The organism is Mycetocola manganoxydans, from assembly GCF_003667545.1.
Lineage (GTDB): Bacteria > Actinomycetota > Actinomycetes > Actinomycetales > Microbacteriaceae > Mycetocola_A > Mycetocola_A manganoxydans.
On the sequence record NZ_RCUV01000011.1, the window covers coordinates 34,920 to 57,126 of the forward strand.

Genomic DNA, 22,207 nt, shown 5'->3' on the forward strand with positions numbered 1-22,207 from the left:
GTTGAACTCCACTCTCCCAAGCACTCGCTGAAGCCAGCCTGAAGCCTCCTGAAGGCTTCTTCAGGAACCCGAATCGGATGCCGCCGGCATCCGCATTTCGAATCGCGCGCCACCCAGCTCGCCCGCGATGGCAATGACCGAGCCGCCATGGGCCTGGGCGATTTCACGCACGATCGACAGGCCGAGGCCGCTGCCGCCGGATTCGCGGGCACGAGCCTCATCGAGGCGGACGAAGCGTTCGAACACGCGCTCCCTGGCGTCGTCCGGAATCCCGTTGCCGTCGTCTGAGATCGCGAGCAGTACCTGGCCGCCGGATTCGGACAGCTCGAACCGCACGCGCCCGGCCGCGTGGCGAGCGGCATTGTCGGCGACGTTGCGCAGCGCCTGCCCGAGCAGGCCGACGTCGCCGAGCACCCGCGCCGGCCCGACCGCTGAGGTGTCGATGGCGTGCGGCGTCATGTCTTTCAGCCGGCGTGCTTCGGCGAGAACGAGGTCGTCGAGGTCCACGGCGGTACGGGTGGGGGCCAGCGAATGCTCGTCAGCCTTGGCGAGCACGAGCATCCCCTGCACGAGCCGCTCCAGTCGGGCGCCCTCGTCGAGAACGACCTCCGAGAGGTCGCTGACGCCGACCCGGTCCGGATGGGCCTGCGCCACCTCGGCGTATTGCCTCATCGACGCGAGCGGTGATTTCAGTTCGTGCGAGGCATCCGAGATGAATCGCCGCTGGGCCTTCTGCGACACGTCGAGCCGGTCGAGCATGCGATTCATCGTGGCTGCGAGCCGGCCGATCTCGTCGCTCGAACCCGGGTCGGCGATTCGCTGGTGCAGGTTCGCGGATGTCACATCGTCGACTTCGCGTCGCATCCGTTCGACGGGGCGGAGGGCACGCCCCACCACGAACCACGTGGTGAGGGCGACGAAAGCGAGCAGCACCGGGAGCGCGATGGCGAGAAGGCGCGTCACCGTTTCTGTCGTCTCCCCGATCGACTCGATGCTGCGGCCGGTGAGGATGGTGAGGCCGTCGGCCTCGCTGCCGACAGTGACGAACTGGGCCGACTCCCCCGGCAGTGAGATCGTGCGCGCGTCACCGTTCGTGGGGAGCACCAGTATGCCGATGCCTGTCGCGTTCTCGCTCGCGGCGACGACGGTGCCGTTCTCGTCGATCACCTGAAAGAAGGCCTCGTCATCGTCATAATTGGCGAGGAAGTCTTCGGTGCTCTGAGTGACCGGGTCGTCATCGTCGTCATCGGGATCGTTGTCGTCATCGTCATCGTCGTCGTCCGGGGTGGCGGGCGGCGGAGCATCCGTCGAGATCGACTCGAGACCGGATGCCTCGACGCGGCTGACGAGATCGTTGAGAGACTGCTCCGCGGCTGCCTGAACGCCGTCGCGCAGCGATTGCTGCAAAAGGAGAACGAAGCCGGCGGCGCCGAGCAGCAGGGCGACGGCGACCACGGCTGTGGCGGCGAGGACGATGCGCGAGCGCAGCGACATCCGGCGGCGGGTGGGTTCAGCCACCGTTCGCCGCCAGTCGGTATCCGGCACCGCGGAGGGTTTCGATCGCCTCGCGCCCGAATGGACGGTCGAGCTTGTTGCGCAGGTGCCGCACGTAGACCTCGACGATGTTGGGGTCGCCGTCGAAATCGAAGTCCCAGACGTTGTCGAGCACTTCGCGTTTCGACACGACGTTGCCGAGGTTCCGCATGAGGTACTCGAGTACCGCGAATTCGCGGCTGGTCAGGTCAATCAGGGTGTCGCCGCGCCACACCTTGCGGGCTGCGGGATCCACCTTGATGTCTCCCGCCTCCATCACGACCGGCCGCTCGGCGGCGCCGCGGCGGAGCAGGGCGCGCACGCGGGCGAGCAAGATCGCGAACGAGAACGGTTTGGTGAGGTAGTCATCCGCGCCGGTGTCGAGGGCTTCGACCTGGTCCCACTCGCCGTCCTTTGCGGTGAGCATGAGGATGGGCGTCCAGTTCTTCTCGGCGCGCAGGGTTTCGCACACCCGGTAGCCGCTCATCCCAGGAAGCATGATGTCGAGGAGGATCACCCCGTACGTGTTCTCGCGGGCAAGCCACAGTCCGTCGGTCCCTGTCGGCGCGACGTCGACGGCGAAACCCTCAGCCTCGAGTCCGCGGCGCAGGCCGTCGGCGAGGCGGGCTTCGTCTTCGACCACGAGTATCCGCATGCCGCCATTCTGCCCGAGCGGGGCTGAAGCAGGGCTGAAGCTGTGGTGACGCGGGCGGCGGCCCGGGTACAGCCCTCAATCCCGGATTTTTGGGGCACAGCGCCCGGATTCGGGCCGAATTGAGCCGTTCGCGGCATGTTTTCCGGCGTTCGGCACGGGAGTGCCGCCAGTTCGGGCGGTAAAACGCAGGGTCCGTCGACGTATAGAGCCTGGACCCCACGATTCACCGCCCGAATTTCGCGGGCACCGCACTGCGGCCCGGTTTGCACGCGCAGGGGCCAGCGCTCTCAGCCCGCCTCCCAGATTTCCTCGGTATCGTTTCAGCTGCAGAACTCCCCACCCGAAAGCGAGCGGATGCCAGACAGCCCGATCTCGGCGACGCCGTACGAAATCCTCGGCGTCAGCCCGACAGCCGCCCAGGATGACCTGCGTCGCGCGTACCGCAAGCTGATGCGGGAAACCCACCCGGACACCGGAGGCGACGCGGCCCGCTTCACCGCCGTGCAGCTGGCGTGGGAACGGGTCGGCACCGTCGAGAGCCGTGCCGCGTACGACCGCGGCCGTTCGACCGGAGCGAGTGCACCGGAAGAACCGCACACCTGGGCGGCATCGGCGTCGAAGCCGCAACCGGATTCCCGGCCCCGGGCTCGTTCGTACGGCCACCCGGGTGGCTGGCGGCGGGAACGGTACCTGCGCCTGATGCGCGAGTGGACCGGTCGAGGTGTCGACGCCGACCCGTACGACCCTGCCCTCGTGCGCTCAGCCCCGCGCGAACTGCGGCACCTCCTCGCCGACGCCCTCGCCGAGGAGGCGACCGCGAAGAACCTCGCCGAGCTCGGCCTCGGCTTCACGATCTGGCACGACGTCGCGACCGGTGCACCCGACGAGAAAATCGACCACGTCGTGCTCGGCCCGACGGGACTGTTCGCGCTGCTCTCCGAGGACTACGGTGCCCCGGTCAAAATCAAGCGCGGCGAACTCATCGGTGAAGCGCTCGGCGGCGAAAAGCCCATGCACAACCTGGCCGCCCGAGCAAAGGTCCTCAGCCGCTCGCTGCGCGTGAAGTTCACCGGCCTCGCGATCGTGCTCCCCGACGACGCACTCGAGGCGCCGTACGTCCAGCTCGGCAGCAGCCGCGGCGCAGCGACGCTCGCGATCCGTGAGTCGTTCCTGCCCGGCTTCCTCCGCGCCGGCCTCCCGGACATGACCCGCGCCGGCGGCAACGAACTCTTCGACCTGCGCACGCGACTGCAGAACGGCATCCGTTTCGTCGAGTGACCGGATGCGACGACGCCCCGCGGATGCCGCCACTCCCGCTAACGTAAGGACGCACGCGATCGCGAACGGAGGGCAGCATGGCCACCATCTATGACGTCGCCACGCTCGCCGGAGTGTCGCCGGCGACGGTGTCGCGGGTCTTCAACGGGCGCGCGGTGTCCGAGGACCGCGCGCAGCGCGTGCGCGACGCGGCCGAAGCGCTCTCGTTCGTGCCGAACCGGACGGCGAGAACGCTGCGGCGGCAGAGTTCGGAAGTGATTGCGCTGATCATCCCGGACATCGAGAACCCGTTCTTCACAGCGCTGGCGCGCGCGGTCGAGGACCGGGCGCAGGCTGCCGGGTACTCCGTCGTGCTCTGCAACACCGATGACGACCCGGTCAAGGAGGCCACCTACCTCCAGATCGCGATCTCCGAAAATATGGCGGGCGTCATCCTCGTGCCGGCGTCAGACGAGAGCGACCTCAGCACGATCATCGCCTCTGGCCGCCCGGTCGTCACCGTCGACCGGACCACCGCTTTCGACGTCGACCACGTGATGATCGAGAACGAGCCGGCCGGGGCATCCGTCACCGCTGCGCTCTTCGACGCCGGCTACCAGCGGATCGCGTGCATCGCCGGCCCCGAGACGGTCGTCACCGCCATCGACCGCGCCCGTGGCTGGCGCTCGGTCGTCGAACGGCGCGGGAACTACAACCCGGACCTGTTCGTCCGCAGCGCCAATCACCGGCTCGATGGCGGTCGCGCCGCCATGGCTGAGCTGCTGGCATCACCGGAGAGACCAGATGCCGTCGTCGCCACCAACAACCTCATGGGCGTCGGCGCACTCCAGGTGCTCAACGAGTACGGGCTCACCCCGCCGGCGTTCGGCGTCGGCGTGATCGGCGACCTCCCGTTCACGACCCTCTCGCCCGGTCTTGTCACCCTCGTGCACCTCCCCACCCGTGACCTCGGCACCACCGCCGTCGGGATGCTCGTCTCACGCATCTCGGGACACCGTGAACCCGCCCGCACGGTACTGCTGCCCGGCGAGTTGGCCGCAGCGGCATCCGTCCGCTCCTGACGCCGGCTCGTTCTGGCCGCGCATCGGCGCTGTGAAATCGACGTACCCCGAAAGGCCGCTCGACCCGACTGCGAACAGCACTTTCGGGCGAATCGACCGCCCGAACAGCCGATTGTGGCAATTCGAGCGAGCGGATGCCCCGGCGCGGCACGAGAGAAACGCGTGCCCCACTCCCCGACCCCGCTTGATTATGAAATCGATTTCTGCGACGCTGAAAGTGTCTTCCGCCAGACCAAGGAGCCAATGATGTCGACCTACACACTTCCCGCGCCCGCAGCCGAACCGGCCCTCGCGCCGAACACCGCATACCTGATCTCGAGCGGAGATCTCCGGGAGTCGGCGAACACCGCCGGCTGGCCAGTGCAGGAGGCGATGGAGCGCGACATCGAGAAGGCGTTCGCTGGCATCGGCTGGTCGATCCAGCGCGGCAACCCCGTCGACCCCGAACTCGGGCACGGCTTCATCCGCAGCCAGCGGATGGGACTCGACGTGTTCCGAAACATCCCGCCGAGCGCTCCGCTCATCGTCGCCGAAGCGGTCTGGCAGTACAGCCACCACGTTCTCGCTGGCCTCCGCACGCACCAGGGCCCGATCCTCACCGTCGCGAACTTCGCGCCGGACTGGCCCGGACTGGTCGGCCTGCTCGGTCTGAACGCCGGCCTGACCAAGATGGGCACCGAATACTCGACCATCTGGAGCGTCGACTTCACCGACGAATGGTTCCTCGACGGCATCCGCCAGTGGACCGAGACCGGGACCATCTCGCACGACGACTCGCACGTGCGCGCGCTCGGCGAACTCCCCGACTCGCCCGAGAAGCAGCTCGGCACCGCCCTCGCCCACCAGCTCAAGACCGAGAAGGCCATCATCGGCGTCTTCGACGAAGGCTGCATGGGCATGTACAACGCCATCTTCGACGACGAACTGCTCAACACCCTCGGCATCTACAAGGAGCGCCTCTCGCAGAGCGCGCTCTACGCCGAGATGCTCACCGTGAGTGAAGCGGATGCCGCGGCCGTCGGCGAGTGGCTCACCGACGCCGGCATGACCTTCAAACTCGGCACGGACGAAGCGACGGAACTCACTGAAGCGCAACTCACCTGGCAGTACAAGATGTACATCGCCGCGCTCCGCATCAGCGATGACTTCGGGCTCGATGCCGTCGGAATCCAGTACCAGCAGGGGCTCAAGGATCTCGTTCCGGCGAGCGACCTGGCCGAGGGACTGCTCAACTCCACCGATCGCCCTCCGGTCACGAGCCGTGACGGCTCGCGCGTGCTGCACGAGGGCAAGGCGTTCCCGCACTTCAACGAGGCCGATGAGGGCGTCGCGGTCGACGCGCTCATCACAGACCGGGTCTGGCGGGCAATGGGACTCGTGCCGGACAACACGCTGCACGACGTGCGATGGGGCGAAGAATTCGACGGCGAGTTCGTCTGGGTCTACGAGATTTCCGGCTCCGTTCCGGCATCGCATCTCGGCGGCTACGACAAGGCGGAGGGCTGGCGGCAGAGCCCGGTGTTCTTCCCCGCAGGCGGCAGCACCATCAACGGTGTGTCCAAGCCGGGCGAGATCGTGTGGTCGCGGGTGTACATCGCCGACGGTGTGCTGAACCTCGACATCGGGCGCGCGAGCGTCGTCGATCTTCCCGCCGAAGAGACGGAGCGGCGCAAGCAGGCAACGAACCCGGAGTGGCCGATCGCGCACGTGGTGCTGCGCGGGGTCTCCCGCGACCAGTACATGGCTCGTCACAAGGCGAACCACGCCCAGGTCGTCTACGCTCCGGATGCCGAGACCGCGGACAAAGCGCTGGTCGCGAAGGCCGCGCTGTTCGCCGAGCTGGGTGTGCGTGTGCACCTCATCGGCGACGTGACCGTCTGACCGGCGGGGAGCAGCATAGCCCCCGCGCTCCGATCCCGTTCTGGGGATGCGGGGGCCCTGCGCCCGCTCGCTACGCTCGTGAGCGCACGCAATCGAGGGAGTCGAGTGACCACCACCACCAGCATGAGCCAGCGCCGTCCAGCGCAGGCCGTCATCGAGGAACTCCTCGGCGATCCCGCGCATCGGGTGAGCCGGACCCGGCTCGGTCGAGTGTTCGGCCGCTCGCCGCTGACAAATGACGGAATGGCCTGGTATCGCGGTGCCCAGGGCGAGATCGCTGTCGGGCGAATGCTTGACATGCTTCCCGAGGAATGGACCGTCTTCCACGCGCTGCCGGTCGGGCGCAAAGAGGCCGACATCGACCACCTCGTCGTCGGCCCCGGCGGCGTCTACACGATCAACACCAAGCACCACCGCGGCAAAGCGATCTGGGTGGCCAACAGAACCCTCATGGTTGCCGGGCAACGCCAGCCCCACATTCGAAACGCGGAATATGAGGCAGCCCGGGTGACGAAGCTGCTCTTTCCGCCGCTCGGGCTCGAGGGCAGGGTCAAGCCGGTCGTCGCCGTGCACGGTGCCTCGTCCATCGTCGTGAAGGAGTGGCCGGACCTGGTATCGGTGCTCGACGCGCGCAAACTGCAGCGCTGGCTCCTCAAGCGCCCGGTGCAGTTCGGGCTTCACGACGTCGCGCGGATCGTCGCCCTTGTCGATGATCCCGGCACGTGGCGAGCGACGGCATCCGCCCCGTGTGAGTTCATGCTCGCCAGCTTCGACGAACTCGACGGCGAGGTTCGCACGGCGGCGAAGCGCCGGTCGCTCTGGTCGCTGGGTGGCGTGCTCGCTTCGGGGGCGGCACTTGTCGCGGTGGTTCCCGTCGCCTTCGCCGCCGTGTTCCAGGCGGGCGCTGCACTTCTCCTGCCGTGACGACGAGCGAGGGGGCCGTTGCCACTCGGCGCCAGCCCCCTCGCCCGGCCGATGTCGCGGCACAGCCACAACATCTTTCCCCCCGGAAGACAACCCGTCATCGGGCCGCCTGAGCGCACGTCGTGCGCGGGCGCAGCGCGCGTCTGAACGCACACGCTGCTGACTGAGGCTAGTTCGGGCACTGGGCGGCCGCCAGAGCCCTGTTTTCAGATAGTGAACGCCTCTACGCGAGGCGATCCGCGCCCAACTGGAGCGAGGCGCGCCGCGGCAGCGAGCATCCGTTTCGCGACGTCCACCACGTCGTCCGGCGTGTCTTCCGACGGCGCGGAGATGGCAAGGGATGCGATGACGCCGGGGGCGCGGACGGGCACGGCGAGGCAGTTGTTGCCGATGACGTACTCCTCGACGTCGATCGACGTGCAGCCGCTGGAATCGAGTTGCCGAAGCAGGGTGCGTCGGTCGCTGATCGTGTTTTTCGTGAGGCTCGCCAGGGGATGCCGTGACAGGTAGTCGAGGCGCTGCTCCGGATCGAGGTCGGCGAGAATCCGCTTGCCGAGCGCCGTGGCATGGGCGCTCTCATGCATACCGACCCAGAACTCCACACGCGGGTGAGCGGCGTATTCGACGATGTCGACGACGTGGACCTCCCCGTCATCGAAGCGGGAAAGGTACGCGGTCGCGCCGAACTCCTCGCTGACCTCGCGGAGTGCTGACCACACGCGCGCCAGGAAGACTCCGTCGGCGTCCTTGCTCTGCAGCGACGGGAATCGCTTGCCGAGCACGAGGCCGTCGGGTTCACGGGCGAGGTAGCCCTCATGCACCAAGGTGCGAACGATGTTGTACGTGGTGCCGAGCGAGAGTCCGGCGGACGAGGCGAGAGCCTTGACCGGAAGCGGCCTGGGCGCGTTGGCCACCATGTCGACGAGCGTGATGGCGCGCTGGATCGAGCCCAGCAGCGTGCCCCCACGTTCGGTCATCGATGATCCCCCGGCTTCAGAGTAGTCGCGTGAGCGGCGTTGTCTACGCCATTTACCCCGCCCCCTTCCAAGGTCTAACGTGTGTGTCACCCAGCGACAGAGCCGTCGCAGTTCTATGAGAGGGGCCGACATGGCATCCGCACTTCCTGAGCCGGTGGCTCGACTGATCACCGCCGTCAATTCCGGAGACAGCGAGGCCTTCCTCGACACGTTCTCGCCCGATGGCACCGTCGACGATGGCGGGCGCGTGTTCACCGGCCGGGAGGAAATCCGCGAGTGGTCGGATGCCGAGCTGATCGGCGCGCAGACGACTCTCGACGTGACTGCGGACATCACCACCGGTGAATTCACGACGATCACGGCCGAGGTCGGCGGCGAGGGTTTCACGGGCACCAGCCACTTCAGCTTCACCGTGCAGGACGACCTCGTTCAGCAAATGACGATCACGGCCTGACATCCCGGGCTGCGCCGCTCCCGAAATGTCGCCCCACTAGGCTGGGGGCGCGCTGGCCCTCCGTCGGCATCGAGGAGAGTCATGGAATTGCTGGGAATCGTTCTGAGCCCGATCATCGTCGCCGTCGTCGTCGGCGTCATTCTGCTGATCGTCATCATCATGTTCATTCAGGGCCGATACAAGATCGCGCAGCCCGATGAGGCGATCATCGTCACCGGGCGTCGCGCCCGGAAGTCCGTCGGAGTCGACGGCCGCACGATCACCGACCTGACCGGCCAGAAGGTCGTCCAGGGTGGCGGCGTTTTCGTCATCCCGTTCCTGCAGAAGCAGTTCTCGATGTCGCTGCGTTCGCGCGCGATCGGCATCCAGGTGGTGGCACAGACCCGCAACGGAGTCACCATCCGGATCGAAGCCGTCGCCGTCGTCAAGGTGGGCGACAGCGACAGCGCGATCCGCTCCGCCGCCCAGCGGTTCCTCGGTCAGGACAAGCACATCGAGCCGTTCACTCAGGAGGTGCTCTCCGGTTCGTTGCGTTCGTCAATCGGTAACCTCACCGTTGAGGAGATCATTCGCGACCGTGCCGGCCTCGCCGAGCAGGTCATCGAAGCAGCACGGACTTCACTGCTCAACCAGGGTCTCGACGTCGACACGTTCCAGATCAAGGAGATCGCCGACGACAAGGGCTACATCACCGACCTCGGTCGCCCCGAGCAGGCCCGCGTGCGCCAGGCCGCTGAGATCGCCGAGTCCGTTTCGGCTCGCGCCTCGGAGCAGGCCCGGATCGAAGCAGCGGAGGCGATCGCTGACGCGAACCGCGAACTCTCGCTGAAGAACGCGTCGATCAAGATGGAGACCGATAAGGCGCTCGCCGAGGCCGAAGCAGCGAAGCCGCTCGCCGAAGCATTCGCCCAGCAGGGCATTCTGCAGCAGCGCGAGGTCACCGCGCAGCGCGAGACCGCTTTGCGTGAGCAGCAGCTCAACGCCGACGTGCGCAAGACCGCCGACGCTGAGTCGTACCGCATCCGCCAGATCGCCGACGCTCACGCCTCACAGGTCGTCGCCGAAGCGAAGGCAGACCGCGACCGTCGTATCGCCGAGGCCGAGGCAACCCGCGCCGAGGGTGAGGCCGAAGCAGCCGCGATCTTCGCCAAGGGTGAAGCAGAAGCGCGCGCGACCGAGCTCCGCGTCGCCGCTCTCCGCGACGAGTCCGAAGCACTGCTCCAGCAGCGCGCGATCGAGATCCTGCCGGAGATCGCGAAGCAGCTCGCCGCCCCGTACGGCGCGATCGACAACCTCACGGTCATCTCGACCGACGGCGCTTCACAGCTCTCCAAGCAGGTCGTCGGCAACGTCACCGAGGTCACCCAACTGCTCAAGGACTCCACGGGCATCGACCTCGCGTCGATCCTCAACGGATTCGTCGGCGGACGCTCAGCTGCCGCCGGTGCTGCCGGTGCTGCGCCGACGGATGCTGCCGCTGCCGCGCCCGCGGACGCCCCGGCTCCGGTCGCCTCCGCTCCCGTTGCGGCCGCTGCGTCCGAGTAACAACACGCTGAGATAAGGACATCGGCTCCGGACAAGGACGAAACCGCGGTTTCGATCCTTCTGTGGGGCCGTTCTCCTTTTCTCGAGCCGCCGGAGGGAGCGGATGCTGCGCGCCAGGACCCGGGAACGTGACCTTCTACTCCTGCCGCGCCGGCGGCATCCGCTGTTCGCCTCCCCCGTCGCACGCAAACAGGAGATCACACGATTTACAGGATGCTTTCGCGGTTTTTCTCCTGCAAAGCGTGCGATCTCCTGTGAAGCCGGGGAGCGGATGCTGCGCGCCAGGGCCCGGGAACGTGACGTTCTACTCCTGCCGCTCCCGCGGCATCCGCTCGGCACCGCAATAATGGGGCCATGAGCCTCCTGCGGAACACGAAACTGTCGGTCATCGGAGCGGGGAGCGTCGGGTCGTCGCTGGCGTATGCGGCGCTGATCCGGAACTCGGCGCGCGAGGTGGTGCTGTACGACCTCAACGCTGCGAGGGCCGAAGCCGAGGTGCTCGACCTGGCGCACGGCACGCCGTTCACCGGAGCATCGCGCATCACGGGCGGTGGCGACATCGAGGCGGTTGCCGGGTCGGATGTCATCGTCGTAACCGCGGGTGCCAAGCAGGAGCCCGGGCAGACGCGACTCGATCTCGCCGGGGTGAACGCGCGGATTCTCGAGAAGCTTCTGCCGCGCCTCGTTGAACTCGCGCCGCATGCCGTCATCATCCTGGTCACGAACCCGTGCGACGTGCTCACCGCCGTTGCCGACCAACTCGTGGATCTGCCCGCTGGTCAGCTCTTTTCGTCCGGAACGGTGCTCGACTCGTCTCGGCTGCGCTGGCTCCTCGCCGAGTCTGCCGGGGTGGCGCCGCAGAACGTGCACGCGCTGATCGTCGGCGAGCACGGTGACAGCGAGTTCGCCCTGTGGTCGGATGCCACCATCGGCCAGACGCCGCTCCGTGACTGGACCGACGAGAGCGGCACGCTGCTGTTTCCGCGGGAGCGCCTCGAGTCGCTCACCTCGGATGTCGTGCACGCCGCCTACAAGATCATCGCCGGCAAGGGTGCGACGAACTACGCGATCGGGCTCTCGGGTGCACGGATCGTCGAAGCTGTGCTGCGCAACGAGCGCGCGATCCTTCCGGTGTCGAGCATGCTGCGCGGGTATCGCGGGATCGACGGTGTCGCCCTCAGCGTTCCGTCGATCGTGGGTTCGAGCGGGGTCGAGCGCACCCTCGATGTGCCCATGGACGACATCGAGGTCGAGCTGCTGCACCGCTCGGCGGAGGCGCTCAGGGAGTCCATCGCGCACCTGGGCTGAGCTGCCGCCCTCGTACGTTCTCACGCACTGCGGTCGGAATCACTCGGCGTGCCGGGTGTATTGGTCCGCAGTGGGTGAACCCGCGTCGTGCGCGCGGGGAGCCGTCGCGTCGTGCCGGCCGACGGCATCCGCGGGTCGCGCGGTCATGGCACGCAAGACAGGAGATCGCACGCAAAACCGGATGCTTTCGCGCGCTTTCTCCTGTAAATCGTGCGATCTCCTGTAAACCGTTCGCGGTGCGCCCGGGCGCGAGGAATCAAAGCGTCTGAAGCACGTACCCCAGAAGCCCGAACGCAACGGCGAACACCACAATGCCGGCGTTGCGCCAGCGCTTGCGCAGTCGCCGGCCCTCCACGGCCACGCCGGCGGGCGACGCCAGCGCACCGGCGATGGGAGCGGGGGAGGCGCCTGCCGAGCCAGTCGCAGCGGCATCGGGCGGCGTCGCAGCCGGGTTCAGGAGGCGCTCGTCGCGCCAGCGAGCCCACGCGTCGACCTTTGCCTGCAGGGCGGCGACGGTGTCGAAGAGCAGTGTCCAGACGGCAGGGTTCACCGTCGAGATGGCCGGTCCGGTGTACAAAAACAGCATGTCGTCGACGATCTCGACGTCGAACAGCGCGGCGTGATCGACGAACCGGGCCATGATGTCGGGGGAGAACAGGTACAGCGCGTCGCGCTCGTACCCCTCGGGGCAATACAGCTCGAAGTAGCGATCGAAGTCTCCCTCGAGCGAGAGTCGCTGTTGCGTTGTGAACGAGGTCGGCAGGTTGCTGCCGATCGCGGAGTTGTTCTTGACGGCATCCAGCACGATGTGCGGCAGCGTGGTGCCGAGCTCGATCGCGACGTATCCCCAGGTCCGGTGGATGGGGTTCTTGCCGCCGCGCTCCAGGTACTGGTGGTGCCCGAACTCGACGGATGGCGAGGCCGTGGTGCGCAGAACGTCGGATGCGACCCTGTCGGCTCCGAGCGAGAAGATCATTCCGGGGAGGTCGGGGCTCTCAACCCGGTGCTGGTAGGTCATCCCGTTGGCGGCGGCGAAGCGGTCGAGCCGGAACCGGATCTCCCGATCCCGCATCACACGCCGCCGCACCCTCACGGTGATCAGGGCAACGGCACCGGCGACGACAACGAACACCCCGAGAGCGATGAAGACGCCACCCGGCAGGCGCGACAGCTCCACCAGGAACAGCGCGAACATGACCACGCCGACGAGTGCGACGACGACGAGGAGCACGTTCGCGAAAGTGTGCCCGGCGGACTGGGCGCGACCGGCGTTCAGCCTGCCGTGATGCTCCTGCACCAGCCGGGTTTCCACCGGATCGGTCAGCGGTGTCGGGTCGAAAGAAAGTCCGGGTCGAAGGGTGGGGGCACTCACCCCTCCACGTTATCGGCTCCTTCCGAAGTAAATAACCCTTGACGCGAAGTCAAACTTTCTTTACATTGCAGATGTAAGGTTTTCTTGACATGAACGAGGAGCTCCGGATGTCATCCGAAGAGAAAAGCGCGTGGGTTCTGCTGGTCGTCGCGATCGCGGGGTACGCGACGTACCTGGTGCTGGTGGCGAGCGAGGCGGCATCCGTCCCGCTTCTGGAGAGCGGCTGGGCGACGTGGATGCTGTGGACGATCGGCGGTGGGATCGTCGGCGGCATCGTCGTCAACATCGTCGTCGGTATCTTCTCACCGAAGGACGCGGGCAAAAAGGACCAGCGCGACCGCGAGATCACGCGCTTCGGTGACTCGGTGGGGCAGTCTTTCGTCGTGATCGGCGGGGTCGGAGCGCTGATCCTCGCCATGCTTGAAGCGCCATACTTCTGGATCGCCAACGCCATCTACCTCGCGTTCGTGCTCTCGGCCGTTCTCGGGTCGATCGCTCGGGTCGTCGCGTACCGGCGGGGGCTGCCGACATGGTGAAGGCTCAGACCCGGGTGACCAATGACATCCGCCGCCTGCGTTTCGCGAACGGCGAGATGACGCAGGCCGACCTCGCCGACCGTATCGGGGTCACCCGGCAAACCATCATCGCCATCGAGCAGGGGCGGTACTCGCCGTCGCTCGAGATGGCTTTTCAGATCGCCGGAGTCTTCGGGGTGCCACTCGACACGGTCTTTTCGTATGCGGCGCCCGACAAGGAGTCGTCATGAGAGCCATCATCCAGCACAGGTACGGGGCACCCGATGTGCTCGCCGTCGAGCACGTCGACCAGCCCGAGATCGGCGACGACGACGTGCTCGTGCGCGTCGCCGCTGCCGGAGTCGACGCCGGCGTCTGGCACACCGTCGCGGGCAAGCCGTACCTGTTGCGGCTGTTCGGGTTCGGGTTCCGGGCGCCGAAACAGAAGACCCCGGGGCGGGATGTCGCGGGGCACGTCACACAGGTCGGCTCGAACGTGACGCGGTTCGCGCTGGGCGACGAGGTCTTCGGCACCACGCTCGAGGGCAGCTTTGCCGAGTTCACGCGGGTTCCCGCTGAGCGGCTCGCGCTCAAGCCGGCGAACGTGAGCTTCGAGCAGGCGGCGGTGACTCCGATCTCGGGATGCACGGCGCTGCACGGGTTGCGCGACGCCGGGCGCCTGGCCGCGGGCCAGAGGGTGCTCGTGCTCGGCGCCGGGGGAGGGGTCGGCTCCTTCGCGGTGCAGATCGCGGTCGCGATGGGGGCATCCGTCACCGGGGTGTGCAGCACCGACAAAGTCGAGTTCGTCCGCTCGCTCGGCGCCGCCCAGGTGATCGATCGCACGCGTGAAGACTTCGCGGCAGGCCCGGGCGGATACGACCTCATCCTCGACACCGCCGGACACAACTCGCTCAGGCGCCTCCGACGGATGCTGTCGCGTCGCGGCACCCTCGTCATCGTCGGTGGCGAAGGTGGCGGGCCCCTCCTCGGTGGATTCGGCCGGTCGCTTCGGGCGCTGGTCGTGTCTGCCTTCGTGCCCCAGCGGCTGGTCGGTCTGATGTCCGAGGAGGACCTGCCGACCCTCGAGGCGCTCGCCGCCTTGGTTGCCCATGGCAGTGTCGTGCCGCCGGTGGATCGGGTTTTCCCACTCGAGCGCGCGGGCGACGCGATCGAGTACCTGCACGCGGGTCGTCCGCTCGGCAAGGTGGTCGTGAAGGTTTAGTGCCTGCAGCGAGTTGCCCACATTTGTGGGTTCGAGCGGGCCCGCACCCGTGGAAGCGGGCAACTCGCGGAGGAGGGGCCGCTCCCTGGACGGGCGCTGGTGGCGAAACGTCGCGCCCCGGAGAGGTGGCACGGAAACTCGGGCGGTGAATCGTGGGGTCCGTCCCCTATGCGTGGACGGACCCCACGATCTACCGCCCGAATGTGCGGTGCGGCGGGTGCGGGCGTGCCGCGTGCCGCGAGTTGCCCACATTCATGGGTCCGAGCGGCCCCGCACCCACGAAAGTGGGCAACTCGGGCAGGGGCGGCCGGGCGCACCGGTATACGCGCGCACCCGGCGTGAGTAGCATGAGCGGCGGAGCGGGCGCGGGGACGCAGCCCCGTGGCATCCGCTCGTCATGTTCACAAGGGAGTGCGCAATGCAGAAGATCACGCCGTGCATGTGGTTCGAGACGCAGGCTGAGGAAGCCGCCGAGTTCTACGTGTCGGTGTTTGAGAACTCCGAGATCCTTCACGTGTCGCGCTATGGCGAAGGTGGGCCGATGCCGGCGGGTACCGCGCTTGCGGCCGACTTCGTGATCGACGGGGTGCAGATGCAGGCACTCAACGGGATGCAGGCTGTTGGCTTCACCGAGGCGATCTCGCTCTCGGTGAGCACCGAAACGCAGGAGGAGACCGACCGGCTCTGGGACGCCCTCACCTCGGACGGCGGCGAAGAGAGCATGTGCGGCTGGCTCAAGGACAAGTACGGCGTCTCGTGGCAGATCGTTCCGACGGTGATGCACTTGCTGGGTGACCCGGACCAGGAGAAGGCGGGCCGGGCAATGCAGGCCATGATGAGGATGAAGAAGATCATCATCGCCGACATCCAGGCGGCGTTCGACGGGGCCTAGCCACGTGGCATCCGATTCGTAATATGACCGCGGCACCCGCGAGCCCTACCCGCGAACCCCGAATTTGTCACATTGGCGAAAGCAACCAGTTGTCGGTGCAAGCATTGGGATATGAGTTCCAGCCTTTCCAGCCTCCCCATTCTTGATTTCTCCCGACTGGATGCCGGCGCCGACGAAGCATCAGCCTTCCGCGCCGACCTGCTCCGCGCCACCCACGAGGTCGGGTTCTTCTACCTCGTCGGCCACGGAGTCGACCGGCAACTCATCGACGACCTGCTCGCCGTCTCGCGCCGGTTCTTCGAACTGCCCACCGACGAGAAGCTCAAGCTCGAGAACGTTCACAGCCCGCAGTTCCGCGGCTACACGCGCGTCGGCGGTGAGCTCACGCATGGTGACGTTGACTGGCGTGAGCAGATCGACATCGGACCCGAGCGGGATGCCGTCGAGCCGGCGCCCGGGACGGCCGACTACTGGCGTCTCGAGGGTCCGAATCTGTGGCCAGAAGCGCTTCCGGAGCTGAAGAGCATCGCCGAGCGCTGGAACGACGAGCTCACGCGTGTCTCCCTGCGGCTGCTGCGCGCCTGGGCCCTGTCGCTCGGTGCGAGCGAGGACTCCTTCGACGAAGCCTTCGCCGACAAGCCGTTCTCGATGACAAAGATCGTGCGGTACCCGGGGGAGTCCGGTGCCGAACGCAAGCAGGGCGTCGGTGCGCACCGCGATGGTGGCGTGCTCACCCTCCTCCTCGTCGAGCCCGGCAAGGAAGGCCTGCAGGTCGAGCACGAGGGCGAGTGGATCGATGCGCCCTCCATTCCAGGAGCGTTCGTCGTCAACATCGGCGAGATGCTCGAGCTCGCCACCGGTGGCTACCTCAAGGCCACGCTGCACAAGGTGTTCTCGCCGCCGGTGGGCAGCGACCGCATCTCGGTGCCGTTCTTCTTCAACCCGGCGCTTGACACCGTGATGCCGCGGCTGGAGCTCAGCCCGGAGCTCGCGACCGCGGCCCGAGGGCTCTCCGTCGACCCGACGAACAGTCCCATCCTCGACACCTATGGTGACAACGCGCTGCGCTACCGGCTGCGTGCGCACCCGAACGTGGCGGAGATCCACCACAAGGACCTGCTGGTTCCCAACGCTGATTGAGCTTGTCGAATGGTGATTGAGCTTGTCGAAATCGCGCGCCCAAACCGTCCGCGCGGCAGAACTATGCCGTGAGCGCCGCTGAGGTCACGCCCCCCGCAGAACATCGGCACGAGCGGCGGCGTGCTCCTCGGCGGTGATTGTGCCGGCGGCCCGTAAACCGTCGAGCTCCTGCAGTCGTTCCTGCAAAGACCGGGGCGCCGACGCCGGACGCAGCAACTCGCTGTTCATCGCACGCGTCGCGAGATCGGACTGCAGGGTCATCGGATCGTGCCCAGCCTCCTTGATCTTGCGGTGATTGCGCACAGCCGCGACGACAACGATCACGCCGACGATGAGGATGAAGAGGCTCGCACCGGCAAACATCAGCGGGAAGAGATCGAAGAACGGGTCGGGTTCCATCGCGGGGCCTCTCGGTCGGTTGAGGCTCCAGCTTGGCAATGGCTCCGGTCTGCGTCAATAAGCGTCAATAAGAAGAACGGATGCCACGGCGCAGTCGCGCGCCGTGGCATCCGTTCGTCGTGTGAGGACTGGCTACGGTACGAGGATCGCCCGCCCGCGCACGGTGCCGGCCTCGAGGTCGTCGAACGCCTGGATGCCCTCTTCGAGGGAGTACTGCTGGGTTTCGACGGTGATTTTTCCGAGCTTGGCGAGTTCGATCACCTGGCGCTGGTCGGAGCGGGTGCCGCCGTAGGAGCGGCGCACGTCGACGCCCCACGGCAGGGTCGTCGTGAGGGCGTCGGCGGCGTAGGTGAAGGAACCCTCGCCGAGTCCGACGAAGCGGAGCGCTCCGTCTGGGGCGATGATCTTCGTGGCGAGGTCGACGGTGGGCTGGACCCCGACGAAGTCGAAGACGGCATCCGCCCCGTATTCGCCGGTGAGCGCGAGGACCTTCGCCGCGGTGTCGCCATCGCTGAGGAAGGTTTCGTCAGCGCCGTGTTCGCGGGCGATCTCGAGCTTCTGTTCGCTGGAGTCGATCGCGATGACGCGGGTGCCGGTGGTTGCCTTGAGGATCTGGAGTCCCATGTGGCCGAGCCCGCCGACGCCGATGACGGCGACGGTGGATCCCGGGGTGAGGCGGTGGCGGGCGCCGTTGATGGCGTGCATCGGCGTGAGGCCGGCGTCGGCGAGGGGTCCTGCGGTGATCGGGTCGAGGTCGCCGAGCGGCTCGAGGTAGCGGGCCTTCACCGCGATGTACTCCGCCATGCCGCCGTCCGGGCCGAGGCCGGGGCACGGCGGCATGCCGTAGCGGCCGCCGGTGTTGACGCAGACGTTGTCGCGGCCTTCGATGCAGGGGCGGCAGACGCCGCAGGCCCACACGAGGTAGACGAGAACGGCGTCGCCTTCGCTGAGTCCGGTGACGTCGTTGCCGAGGGATGCCACGTGGCCGGCGGTCTCGTGTCCGAGCGTCATGTTCGGGACGGGCCACTCGGGAGCGTGGCGTACGTGGACGTCGGAGTGGCAGAGGCCGGCTCCGGCGACCTTCACGAGGACTTCGTCTGGGCCGATTTCGGGGACCGGGACGTCGCGGACTTCAAGAACGCCGGCGGATACGATTTGCAAGGCTCGCATGTTGCTCTCTTTCTTCGGGTCGATGACCGTCATTGGTCACTGAATTTCACAATAGGGCAGATGCCCCATAGATCGCTACGGCGTTAGACTCGCGCAGTGACCGACGAGCCGATGGACCCACGCCAGAGGCGGACGCGCGCCCGCCTGCACGAGGTCATCCTCGAGCTGGCGGCGTCGACCCCACTCGATAGCATCACGGTCGCCGATATCGCTCGCGCCGCGGATGTGAAGCGCGACACCGTCTATCGCCATGCGGGGAGTGCGGTCGCGCTGCTCGCCCAGGCGCTCGAGGCTGAGATTGAGGATCTGGTCGAGTACACCTCGCAACTCCCGGCAATGTCTGAAACCGGCGAGAGTGTCTTTGCGGTGCCTGAGCGGGCGATGTTCGAGCATGTGGCGAAGCACGCGGACATCTACCGCAACGCGTTGGCGTCTGAGGTGAGTGGTCCGATCCGGGATCTGCTGATCCGCTCAAGCGCGCGGGCGCTGACGGCACACCTGGAGCGGCACCCCGAGATCGCGCCGCTGGTCGGCGGCCGGCCAGCGACGGAGGCGGAACGACGGATGTTCGTGGCCTTCGCCGCGTCGGGAACCTTCGGTGCAGTGCAGGCCTGGCTCGCTGAAGGAGATCTCAGCGATCTGGATGCCGCGGCGGCGGCAACGCTGGCGGCGGCGCCGGAGTGGTGGTTGGGGCGGCGGTAGCTTTCGCCATCCGGTGATTGAGCCTGTCGAAATCCCATCCATGATCTTCTGCGGGCTTATCTGCTTATGGCACCGGTGGGCGGGGGAGGAGGACCCAACGGATTGCATTGTTGATCCAGCTGGAGCGTCCGAGATCAGTCGCTTCAAATGATGTGCCGCCGAGTCCACCTCAGCGCTGCAGCACCGGCTCCGGAAACAGACGCCGAATCTCCCGCTGCGGACTCACCAGCGCGAACACCGCGAACCCGATCGCTGCGCCCAGCGTGTTTGCGATGAGGTCATTCACGTCAGCGGTCCGGGTTGCCCCGAACACCCCGAACCAGATCTGCGTGATCTCGATGCCGAGGCTGAACAGCGCACCTGCCAGGACCACTCGACCGAAAGTGTTGACGCGCGTCAGCATGGGGAGCAGGAACCCCAGCGGCGCCGTCATCAGGATGTTGAGCAGAAACGTCCGGATGTCGATGGTCACGATCGGCCACGGGTTGATGATCGACCACCACGGTCCCTGGTTCGCATACTCGCCGATGTTCACCTGGAACGGGAAAAACGCAACCGCCGCTACGCCGATCAGGTAGGCGACGGCGACACCGTTCCAGAGCGTCCGCGAGGGCGACGCACCGAGGCGCTGGGAGTGAATGAGCGTCAGAGGAACCAGGAACGCCAGGGCGGGAATCGCGAAGATGATCAAGGGAATGGTGAAACGGATGTCGAGCACGGCAGGCCAATCGGATCGGGGTACTTCGATCCTGGCGATGCTGCTCCCGCGACCGCGTCAGTCCGGGGAGTGAACGTTTCGCGGTGGGATCATCCCTGCGGTGTAGAGGGGGGAGCGCCCGGCCCAGTCCAGCACGCGGAGCGCCCGCAGCGTGACCCAGCGGCTCGGCTCGCCCTCCGCCTCCATCTCGAAGTGCACCTTGCCGGGATGCGCCAGCTCGAGCAGCCACCGCCCGTCGGCATCACGTTTGCCCTCGACCAGGTCGAGTGCCTCGTCGTGCCGTGGGTCTGGCGGGGAGCCCGCACGTCGGAAGTAGTCGAGACCCCTCAGCACGTCATAGAACCAGCGGGTGGGGAAAGAGAAGCGGGTGAAATCGGGGTCGGCGACCTCTCCCGTTGACAGGCGCCGGAACATCCGTCGTTCGAGGAGATACTCCTCGGCTCGTCGTCGCGCGGCGGTCACCTCACCGGATGCCCCGTGCGCCTGTTCGTGCTCGAGCAGCCCGTCGAGCACGCAGATCGTGGAGTGGAATGACGAGCGGATGGAGCCGCGTTCGGCCTCGCAGTTCCAGCCGCCGTCGCCGAGCTGCTCACCGAGGAGCCGGTCGACCAGCGGCTGTACGTTCTCGCCGAAGTAGTCGCCGAGCGCCACGATCATCCCGTTGACGCACGGCTCGACTTCGCCTCCGAAGTACTCCTCGCCGATGGGATCCCAGCTCACGTGATCGCGCACGAGACCAATCGCCGCACGGGCCTCAGCGCTCGCTGGATCGAGACCGAGCTCCCGGAGCAGCACGACGGTGTGGTGCGTCGCGGTCCACGGCTGGCCGGGATCGTCGGGGTCCCGCGGCTCGGGCGGGTCATAGACGCCGCGGTCCCAGTACCCGTCTGCACCCTGCAGCCGGAGGAGTTGCGCGCCCCACCCCTGGGTCGCGACTTTCGCGCGTTCGGCGGCGACGGCATCCGCTGGTTCGTGGAGCAGGTCGCGCATCACCTGCCAGCGAATTGAGGGGTCGGAGTCCAGCAGCCAGTCGATGACGGTCATGCGGGCGAGTTTAGGGCGCGGGAGGGGGTGAGTGAAGGGGCCCTTGCCGGAGCGGCCGGCCGACGGCATCCTGAATGTGGGCAAGGGTCACGATCGGGGCGACTGTGGACAAGTACGACATCAAGACCGCGCACAAAGCGCTCTATGCGCCGTCGGCCAAGGAGTTCACCGAGGTGGATGTGCCACGGATGCGATATCTCGCGATCGACGGACACGGCGACCCGAACACATCGCCCGAGTACGCCGCCGCGATCGAAGCGCTCTATCCCGTCGCGTACGCGCTCAAATTCCTGAGCAAGAAGGAGCTCGGCCGCGATCTCGTGGTCGCGCCGCTCGAGGGGCTGTGGCGCGCTGACGACCCGTCGGTGTTCACGACGCGGCAGAAGGACGCCTGGGACTGGACGATGCTGATCAGCCAGCCCGACTGGATCACGGACGAGATGGTTTCTGCAGCAATGACGACGGTGCGCGAGAAGAAGGGCCTCGCTGCGGTCGAGCGGATGCGACTGCTCACCCTCGACGAGGGACGCTCGGTGCAGATCCTCCACATCGGGTCGTATGACGACGAGACTCCCACGCTCGAACGGCTCCACGACGAATACCTGCCGGCACACGGCCTCACCCTTCACGGGGACCACCACGAGATCTACCTCAGCGATGCGCGTCGCACCGAACCAGCCAGGCTACGGACGGTGCTGCGCCAGCCGGTCCGCCCGCTGTGACCCGGAGCGCTGTGACTCGGGCCGCTGTGACTCGGCCTTAGCGGTACGAGTCGGCCCGCGCGAAAATCCATCGCGTGAGGCGGCGTCTGCCGGTGATCACCAGTGTGATTCCGCTGGCACCGAGCAGGATCCCGATCAGCCCGGCTCGCACCGAGCCTCCGACGTCTCCGATGATCGCCGATGCCACCGAGAGTGACAAGAGGGATGCCGCGGCCACCGTCACGAGGACGCCGAGCACGATCATCCACGTCGGACTCCGCCCCACCGGAGCGGCCGAGGCGCTCGCCGTGTTCTGGATCCGGAGTGGATCGAGCTGGCCCGCCTGCTGCTCCTCGCCAGCTTGCACTCGAGCGGTGATCTCGGCGACCGCCGCGTCGTTGAGCTCGAGGATGAGCCAGCCGCTCGCGCCCTCGGCGTCGGTGTAACTGAGGATGCCGGTGTCGTCGGTGGTGCGCGGCTGCAGCGGCGCGATGAACTCCATCGCGAGCTCGATAACCCCGGCCGCCATGGTGGCGCGAGCGAGCGGGATGTCGAACCGGCGCTCCGACTCGGCCGGGCGTCCGCTCGCGTCGTGAGTTTGCAGCATCCGGATCCCGCGACTGCTCGCCATGCGCTGCCTCCCACTACGCGGAGGCGGGGTGCCGCCGCTCGGCTCCACCCTAACCGCGCGGCTCGAGGTCATCGGGGCGCTGCTC

At 67.1% G+C, this 22,207-nt stretch carries 23 protein-coding genes; 14 read left to right on the forward strand and 9 right to left on the reverse strand.

Annotation, left to right across the window (positions count from 1 at the left end; all coding sequences use genetic code 11):
- Nucleotides 1-60 precede the first annotated feature (60 nt).
- A complete protein-coding gene (locus D9V29_RS10570) occupies nucleotides 61-1,518 on the reverse strand; it encodes a sensor histidine kinase (RefSeq protein WP_121673348.1) in 1,458 nt (485 codons plus the stop codon).
- The gene (locus tag D9V29_RS10575) at nucleotides 1,511-2,188 is read right to left on the reverse strand and encodes a response regulator transcription factor (protein WP_121673294.1); all 678 of its coding nucleotides are present in this window, start codon (nucleotides 2,186-2,188) and stop codon (nucleotides 1,511-1,513) included. Before D9V29_RS10575 ends, D9V29_RS10570 begins: the two co-directional genes overlap by 8 nt.
- Nucleotides 2,189-2,542: 354 nt before the next feature.
- Here D9V29_RS10575 and D9V29_RS10580 point away from each other — a divergent pair, with 354 nt between their 5' ends.
- The 4 genes from D9V29_RS10580 to D9V29_RS10595 all read left to right on the forward strand — a co-directional run bounded on the left by D9V29_RS10580 (nucleotide 2,543) and on the right by D9V29_RS10595 (nucleotide 7,332).
- On the forward strand, nucleotides 2,543-3,466 hold the full coding sequence (locus D9V29_RS10580) for a J domain-containing protein (protein WP_121673295.1): 924 nt from the start codon (nucleotides 2,543-2,545) through the stop codon (nucleotides 3,464-3,466).
- A 77-nt stretch (nucleotides 3,467-3,543) separates the two neighbouring features.
- A complete protein-coding gene (locus D9V29_RS10585) occupies nucleotides 3,544-4,527 on the forward strand; it encodes a LacI family DNA-binding transcriptional regulator (RefSeq protein ID WP_121673296.1) in 984 nt (327 codons plus the stop codon).
- 246 nt (nucleotides 4,528-4,773) lie between these two features.
- Entirely contained in the window at nucleotides 4,774-6,408 is a 1,635-nt protein-coding gene (locus D9V29_RS10590) for a fucose isomerase (protein WP_121673349.1), read from the forward strand.
- A gap of 105 nt (nucleotides 6,409-6,513) precedes the next feature.
- A complete protein-coding gene (locus D9V29_RS10595) occupies nucleotides 6,514-7,332 on the forward strand; it encodes a nuclease-related domain-containing protein (protein WP_121673297.1) in 819 nt (272 codons plus the stop codon).
- A 206-nt stretch (nucleotides 7,333-7,538) separates the two neighbouring features.
- Here the strand turns inward: D9V29_RS10595 and D9V29_RS10600 are convergent, their stop codons facing one another.
- The gene (locus D9V29_RS10600; protein WP_121673298.1) at nucleotides 7,539-8,309 is read right to left on the reverse strand and encodes an IclR family transcriptional regulator; all 771 of its coding nucleotides are present in this window, start codon (nucleotides 8,307-8,309) and stop codon (nucleotides 7,539-7,541) included.
- A gap of 130 nt (nucleotides 8,310-8,439) precedes the next feature.
- On the opposite strand from D9V29_RS10600, the gene D9V29_RS10605 reads away from it, so the two are divergent.
- The 3 genes from D9V29_RS10605 (at nucleotide 8,440) to D9V29_RS10615 (ending at nucleotide 11,616) form a co-directional block, all read left to right on the forward strand.
- Nucleotides 8,440-8,763 (forward strand): nuclear transport factor 2 family protein, encoded by a 324-nt coding sequence (locus D9V29_RS10605; protein WP_121673299.1) that lies wholly within the window; start codon nucleotides 8,440-8,442, stop codon nucleotides 8,761-8,763.
- A gap of 81 nt (nucleotides 8,764-8,844) precedes the next feature.
- Nucleotides 8,845-10,308, forward strand: coding sequence for a flotillin family protein (locus D9V29_RS10610; RefSeq protein WP_183084986.1), 1,464 nt, complete (start codon nucleotides 8,845-8,847; stop codon nucleotides 10,306-10,308).
- Between the two features lie 354 nt (nucleotides 10,309-10,662).
- Nucleotides 10,663-11,616, forward strand: a complete 954-nt coding sequence (locus D9V29_RS10615; protein WP_121673300.1) for an L-lactate dehydrogenase — start codon at nucleotides 10,663-10,665, stop codon at nucleotides 11,614-11,616.
- A gap of 256 nt (nucleotides 11,617-11,872) precedes the next feature.
- On the opposite strand, the gene D9V29_RS10620 is transcribed toward D9V29_RS10615, so the two are convergent.
- Nucleotides 11,873-12,988 carry a hypothetical protein gene (locus D9V29_RS10620; protein WP_121673301.1) on the reverse strand — a complete coding sequence of 372 codons (1,116 nt, stop codon included), beginning with the start codon at nucleotides 12,986-12,988 and terminating at the stop codon, nucleotides 11,873-11,875.
- 89 nt (nucleotides 12,989-13,077) lie between these two features.
- Here D9V29_RS10620 and D9V29_RS10625 point away from each other — a divergent pair, with 89 nt between their 5' ends.
- The 5 genes from D9V29_RS10625 (at nucleotide 13,078) to D9V29_RS10645 (ending at nucleotide 16,757) form a co-directional block, all read left to right on the forward strand.
- Nucleotides 13,078-13,524, forward strand: a complete 447-nt coding sequence (locus D9V29_RS10625; RefSeq protein ID WP_229790528.1) for a hypothetical protein — start codon at nucleotides 13,078-13,080, stop codon at nucleotides 13,522-13,524.
- Nucleotides 13,518-13,754 carry a helix-turn-helix transcriptional regulator gene (locus D9V29_RS10630; RefSeq protein WP_121673303.1) on the forward strand — a complete coding sequence of 79 codons (237 nt, stop codon included), beginning with the start codon at nucleotides 13,518-13,520 and terminating at the stop codon, nucleotides 13,752-13,754. Before D9V29_RS10625 ends, D9V29_RS10630 begins: the two co-directional genes overlap by 7 nt.
- Nucleotides 13,751-14,725, forward strand: coding sequence for an NAD(P)-dependent alcohol dehydrogenase (locus D9V29_RS10635; RefSeq protein WP_121673304.1), 975 nt, complete (start codon nucleotides 13,751-13,753; stop codon nucleotides 14,723-14,725). Before D9V29_RS10630 ends, D9V29_RS10635 begins: the two co-directional genes overlap by 4 nt.
- Nucleotides 14,726-15,143: 418 nt before the next feature.
- Entirely contained in the window at nucleotides 15,144-15,617 is a 474-nt protein-coding gene (locus D9V29_RS10640) for a VOC family protein (RefSeq protein WP_121673305.1), read from the forward strand.
- Between the two features lie 111 nt (nucleotides 15,618-15,728).
- Nucleotides 15,729-16,757 (forward strand): isopenicillin N synthase family dioxygenase, encoded by a 1,029-nt coding sequence (locus D9V29_RS10645; protein ID WP_121673306.1) that lies wholly within the window; start codon nucleotides 15,729-15,731, stop codon nucleotides 16,755-16,757.
- An 84-nt stretch (nucleotides 16,758-16,841) separates the two neighbouring features.
- On the opposite strand, the gene D9V29_RS10650 is transcribed toward D9V29_RS10645, so the two are convergent.
- On the reverse strand, nucleotides 16,842-17,156 hold the full coding sequence (locus tag D9V29_RS10650; protein WP_121673307.1) for an SHOCT domain-containing protein: 315 nt from the start codon (nucleotides 17,154-17,156) through the stop codon (nucleotides 16,842-16,844).
- 132 nt (nucleotides 17,157-17,288) lie between these two features.
- The gene (locus D9V29_RS10655; RefSeq protein WP_121673351.1) at nucleotides 17,289-18,326 is read right to left on the reverse strand and encodes an NAD(P)-dependent alcohol dehydrogenase; all 1,038 of its coding nucleotides are present in this window, start codon (nucleotides 18,324-18,326) and stop codon (nucleotides 17,289-17,291) included.
- Nucleotides 18,327-18,422: 96 nt separating this feature from the next.
- Between D9V29_RS10655 and D9V29_RS10660 the strand changes: the two genes are divergently transcribed.
- Nucleotides 18,423-19,028, forward strand: coding sequence for a TetR/AcrR family transcriptional regulator (locus tag D9V29_RS10660; RefSeq protein ID WP_147436264.1), 606 nt, complete (start codon nucleotides 18,423-18,425; stop codon nucleotides 19,026-19,028).
- A 169-nt stretch (nucleotides 19,029-19,197) separates the two neighbouring features.
- Here the strand turns inward: D9V29_RS10660 and D9V29_RS10665 are convergent, their stop codons facing one another.
- Both D9V29_RS10665 and D9V29_RS10670 read right to left on the reverse strand, forming a co-directional pair.
- Nucleotides 19,198-19,746 (reverse strand): VanZ family protein, encoded by a 549-nt coding sequence (locus tag D9V29_RS10665; protein WP_183084987.1) that lies wholly within the window; start codon nucleotides 19,744-19,746, stop codon nucleotides 19,198-19,200.
- A gap of 57 nt (nucleotides 19,747-19,803) precedes the next feature.
- Nucleotides 19,804-20,790, reverse strand: a complete 987-nt coding sequence (locus D9V29_RS10670; RefSeq protein ID WP_121673352.1) for a prenyltransferase/squalene oxidase repeat-containing protein — start codon at nucleotides 20,788-20,790, stop codon at nucleotides 19,804-19,806.
- A gap of 104 nt (nucleotides 20,791-20,894) precedes the next feature.
- Between D9V29_RS10670 and D9V29_RS10675 the strand changes: the two genes are divergently transcribed.
- Complete coding sequence (locus D9V29_RS10675) at nucleotides 20,895-21,512, forward strand: GyrI-like domain-containing protein (RefSeq protein WP_121673310.1); 618 nt, start codon at nucleotides 20,895-20,897, stop codon at nucleotides 21,510-21,512.
- Nucleotides 21,513-21,549: 37 nt separating this feature from the next.
- On the opposite strand, the gene D9V29_RS10680 is transcribed toward D9V29_RS10675, so the two are convergent.
- On the reverse strand, nucleotides 21,550-22,122 hold the full coding sequence (locus D9V29_RS10680; protein ID WP_121673311.1) for a hypothetical protein: 573 nt from the start codon (nucleotides 22,120-22,122) through the stop codon (nucleotides 21,550-21,552).
- Nucleotides 22,123-22,207: the final 85 nt, after the last annotated feature.

What these genes read in the sequence shown, in the direction of transcription:
- D9V29_RS10575 (WP_121673294.1), bottom strand. Translation starts at nt 2,188, where the DNA reads ATGCGGATACTCGTGGTCGAAGACGAAGCCCGCCTCGCCGACGGCCTG.
- D9V29_RS10580 (WP_121673295.1), top strand. Translation starts at nt 2,543, where the DNA reads ATGCCAGACAGCCCGATCTCGGCGACGCCGTACGAAATCCTCGGCGTC.
- D9V29_RS10585 (WP_121673296.1), top strand. Translation starts at nt 3,544, where the DNA reads ATGGCCACCATCTATGACGTCGCCACGCTCGCCGGAGTGTCGCCGGCG.
- D9V29_RS10590 (WP_121673349.1), top strand. Translation starts at nt 4,774, where the DNA reads ATGTCGACCTACACACTTCCCGCGCCCGCAGCCGAACCGGCCCTCGCG.
- D9V29_RS10600 (WP_121673298.1), bottom strand. Translation starts at nt 8,309, where the DNA reads ATGACCGAACGTGGGGGCACGCTGCTGGGCTCGATCCAGCGCGCCATC.
- D9V29_RS10605 (WP_121673299.1), top strand. Translation starts at nt 8,440, where the DNA reads ATGGCATCCGCACTTCCTGAGCCGGTGGCTCGACTGATCACCGCCGTC.
- D9V29_RS10610 (WP_183084986.1), top strand. Translation starts at nt 8,845, where the DNA reads ATGGAATTGCTGGGAATCGTTCTGAGCCCGATCATCGTCGCCGTCGTC.
- D9V29_RS10615 (WP_121673300.1), top strand. Translation starts at nt 10,663, where the DNA reads ATGAGCCTCCTGCGGAACACGAAACTGTCGGTCATCGGAGCGGGGAGC.
- D9V29_RS10625 (WP_229790528.1), top strand. Translation starts at nt 13,078, where the DNA reads ATGAACGAGGAGCTCCGGATGTCATCCGAAGAGAAAAGCGCGTGGGTT.
- D9V29_RS10630 (WP_121673303.1), top strand. Translation starts at nt 13,518, where the DNA reads ATGGTGAAGGCTCAGACCCGGGTGACCAATGACATCCGCCGCCTGCGT.
- D9V29_RS10635 (WP_121673304.1), top strand. Translation starts at nt 13,751, where the DNA reads ATGAGAGCCATCATCCAGCACAGGTACGGGGCACCCGATGTGCTCGCC.
- D9V29_RS10640 (WP_121673305.1), top strand. Translation starts at nt 15,144, where the DNA reads ATGCAGAAGATCACGCCGTGCATGTGGTTCGAGACGCAGGCTGAGGAA.
- D9V29_RS10645 (WP_121673306.1), top strand. Translation starts at nt 15,729, where the DNA reads ATGAGTTCCAGCCTTTCCAGCCTCCCCATTCTTGATTTCTCCCGACTG.
- D9V29_RS10650 (WP_121673307.1), bottom strand. Translation starts at nt 17,156, where the DNA reads ATGGAACCCGACCCGTTCTTCGATCTCTTCCCGCTGATGTTTGCCGGT.
- D9V29_RS10655 (WP_121673351.1), bottom strand. Translation starts at nt 18,326, where the DNA reads ATGCGAGCCTTGCAAATCGTATCCGCCGGCGTTCTTGAAGTCCGCGAC.
- D9V29_RS10670 (WP_121673352.1), bottom strand. Translation starts at nt 20,790, where the DNA reads ATGACCGTCATCGACTGGCTGCTGGACTCCGACCCCTCAATTCGCTGG.
- D9V29_RS10680 (WP_121673311.1), bottom strand. Translation starts at nt 22,122, where the DNA reads ATGGCGAGCAGTCGCGGGATCCGGATGCTGCAAACTCACGACGCGAGC.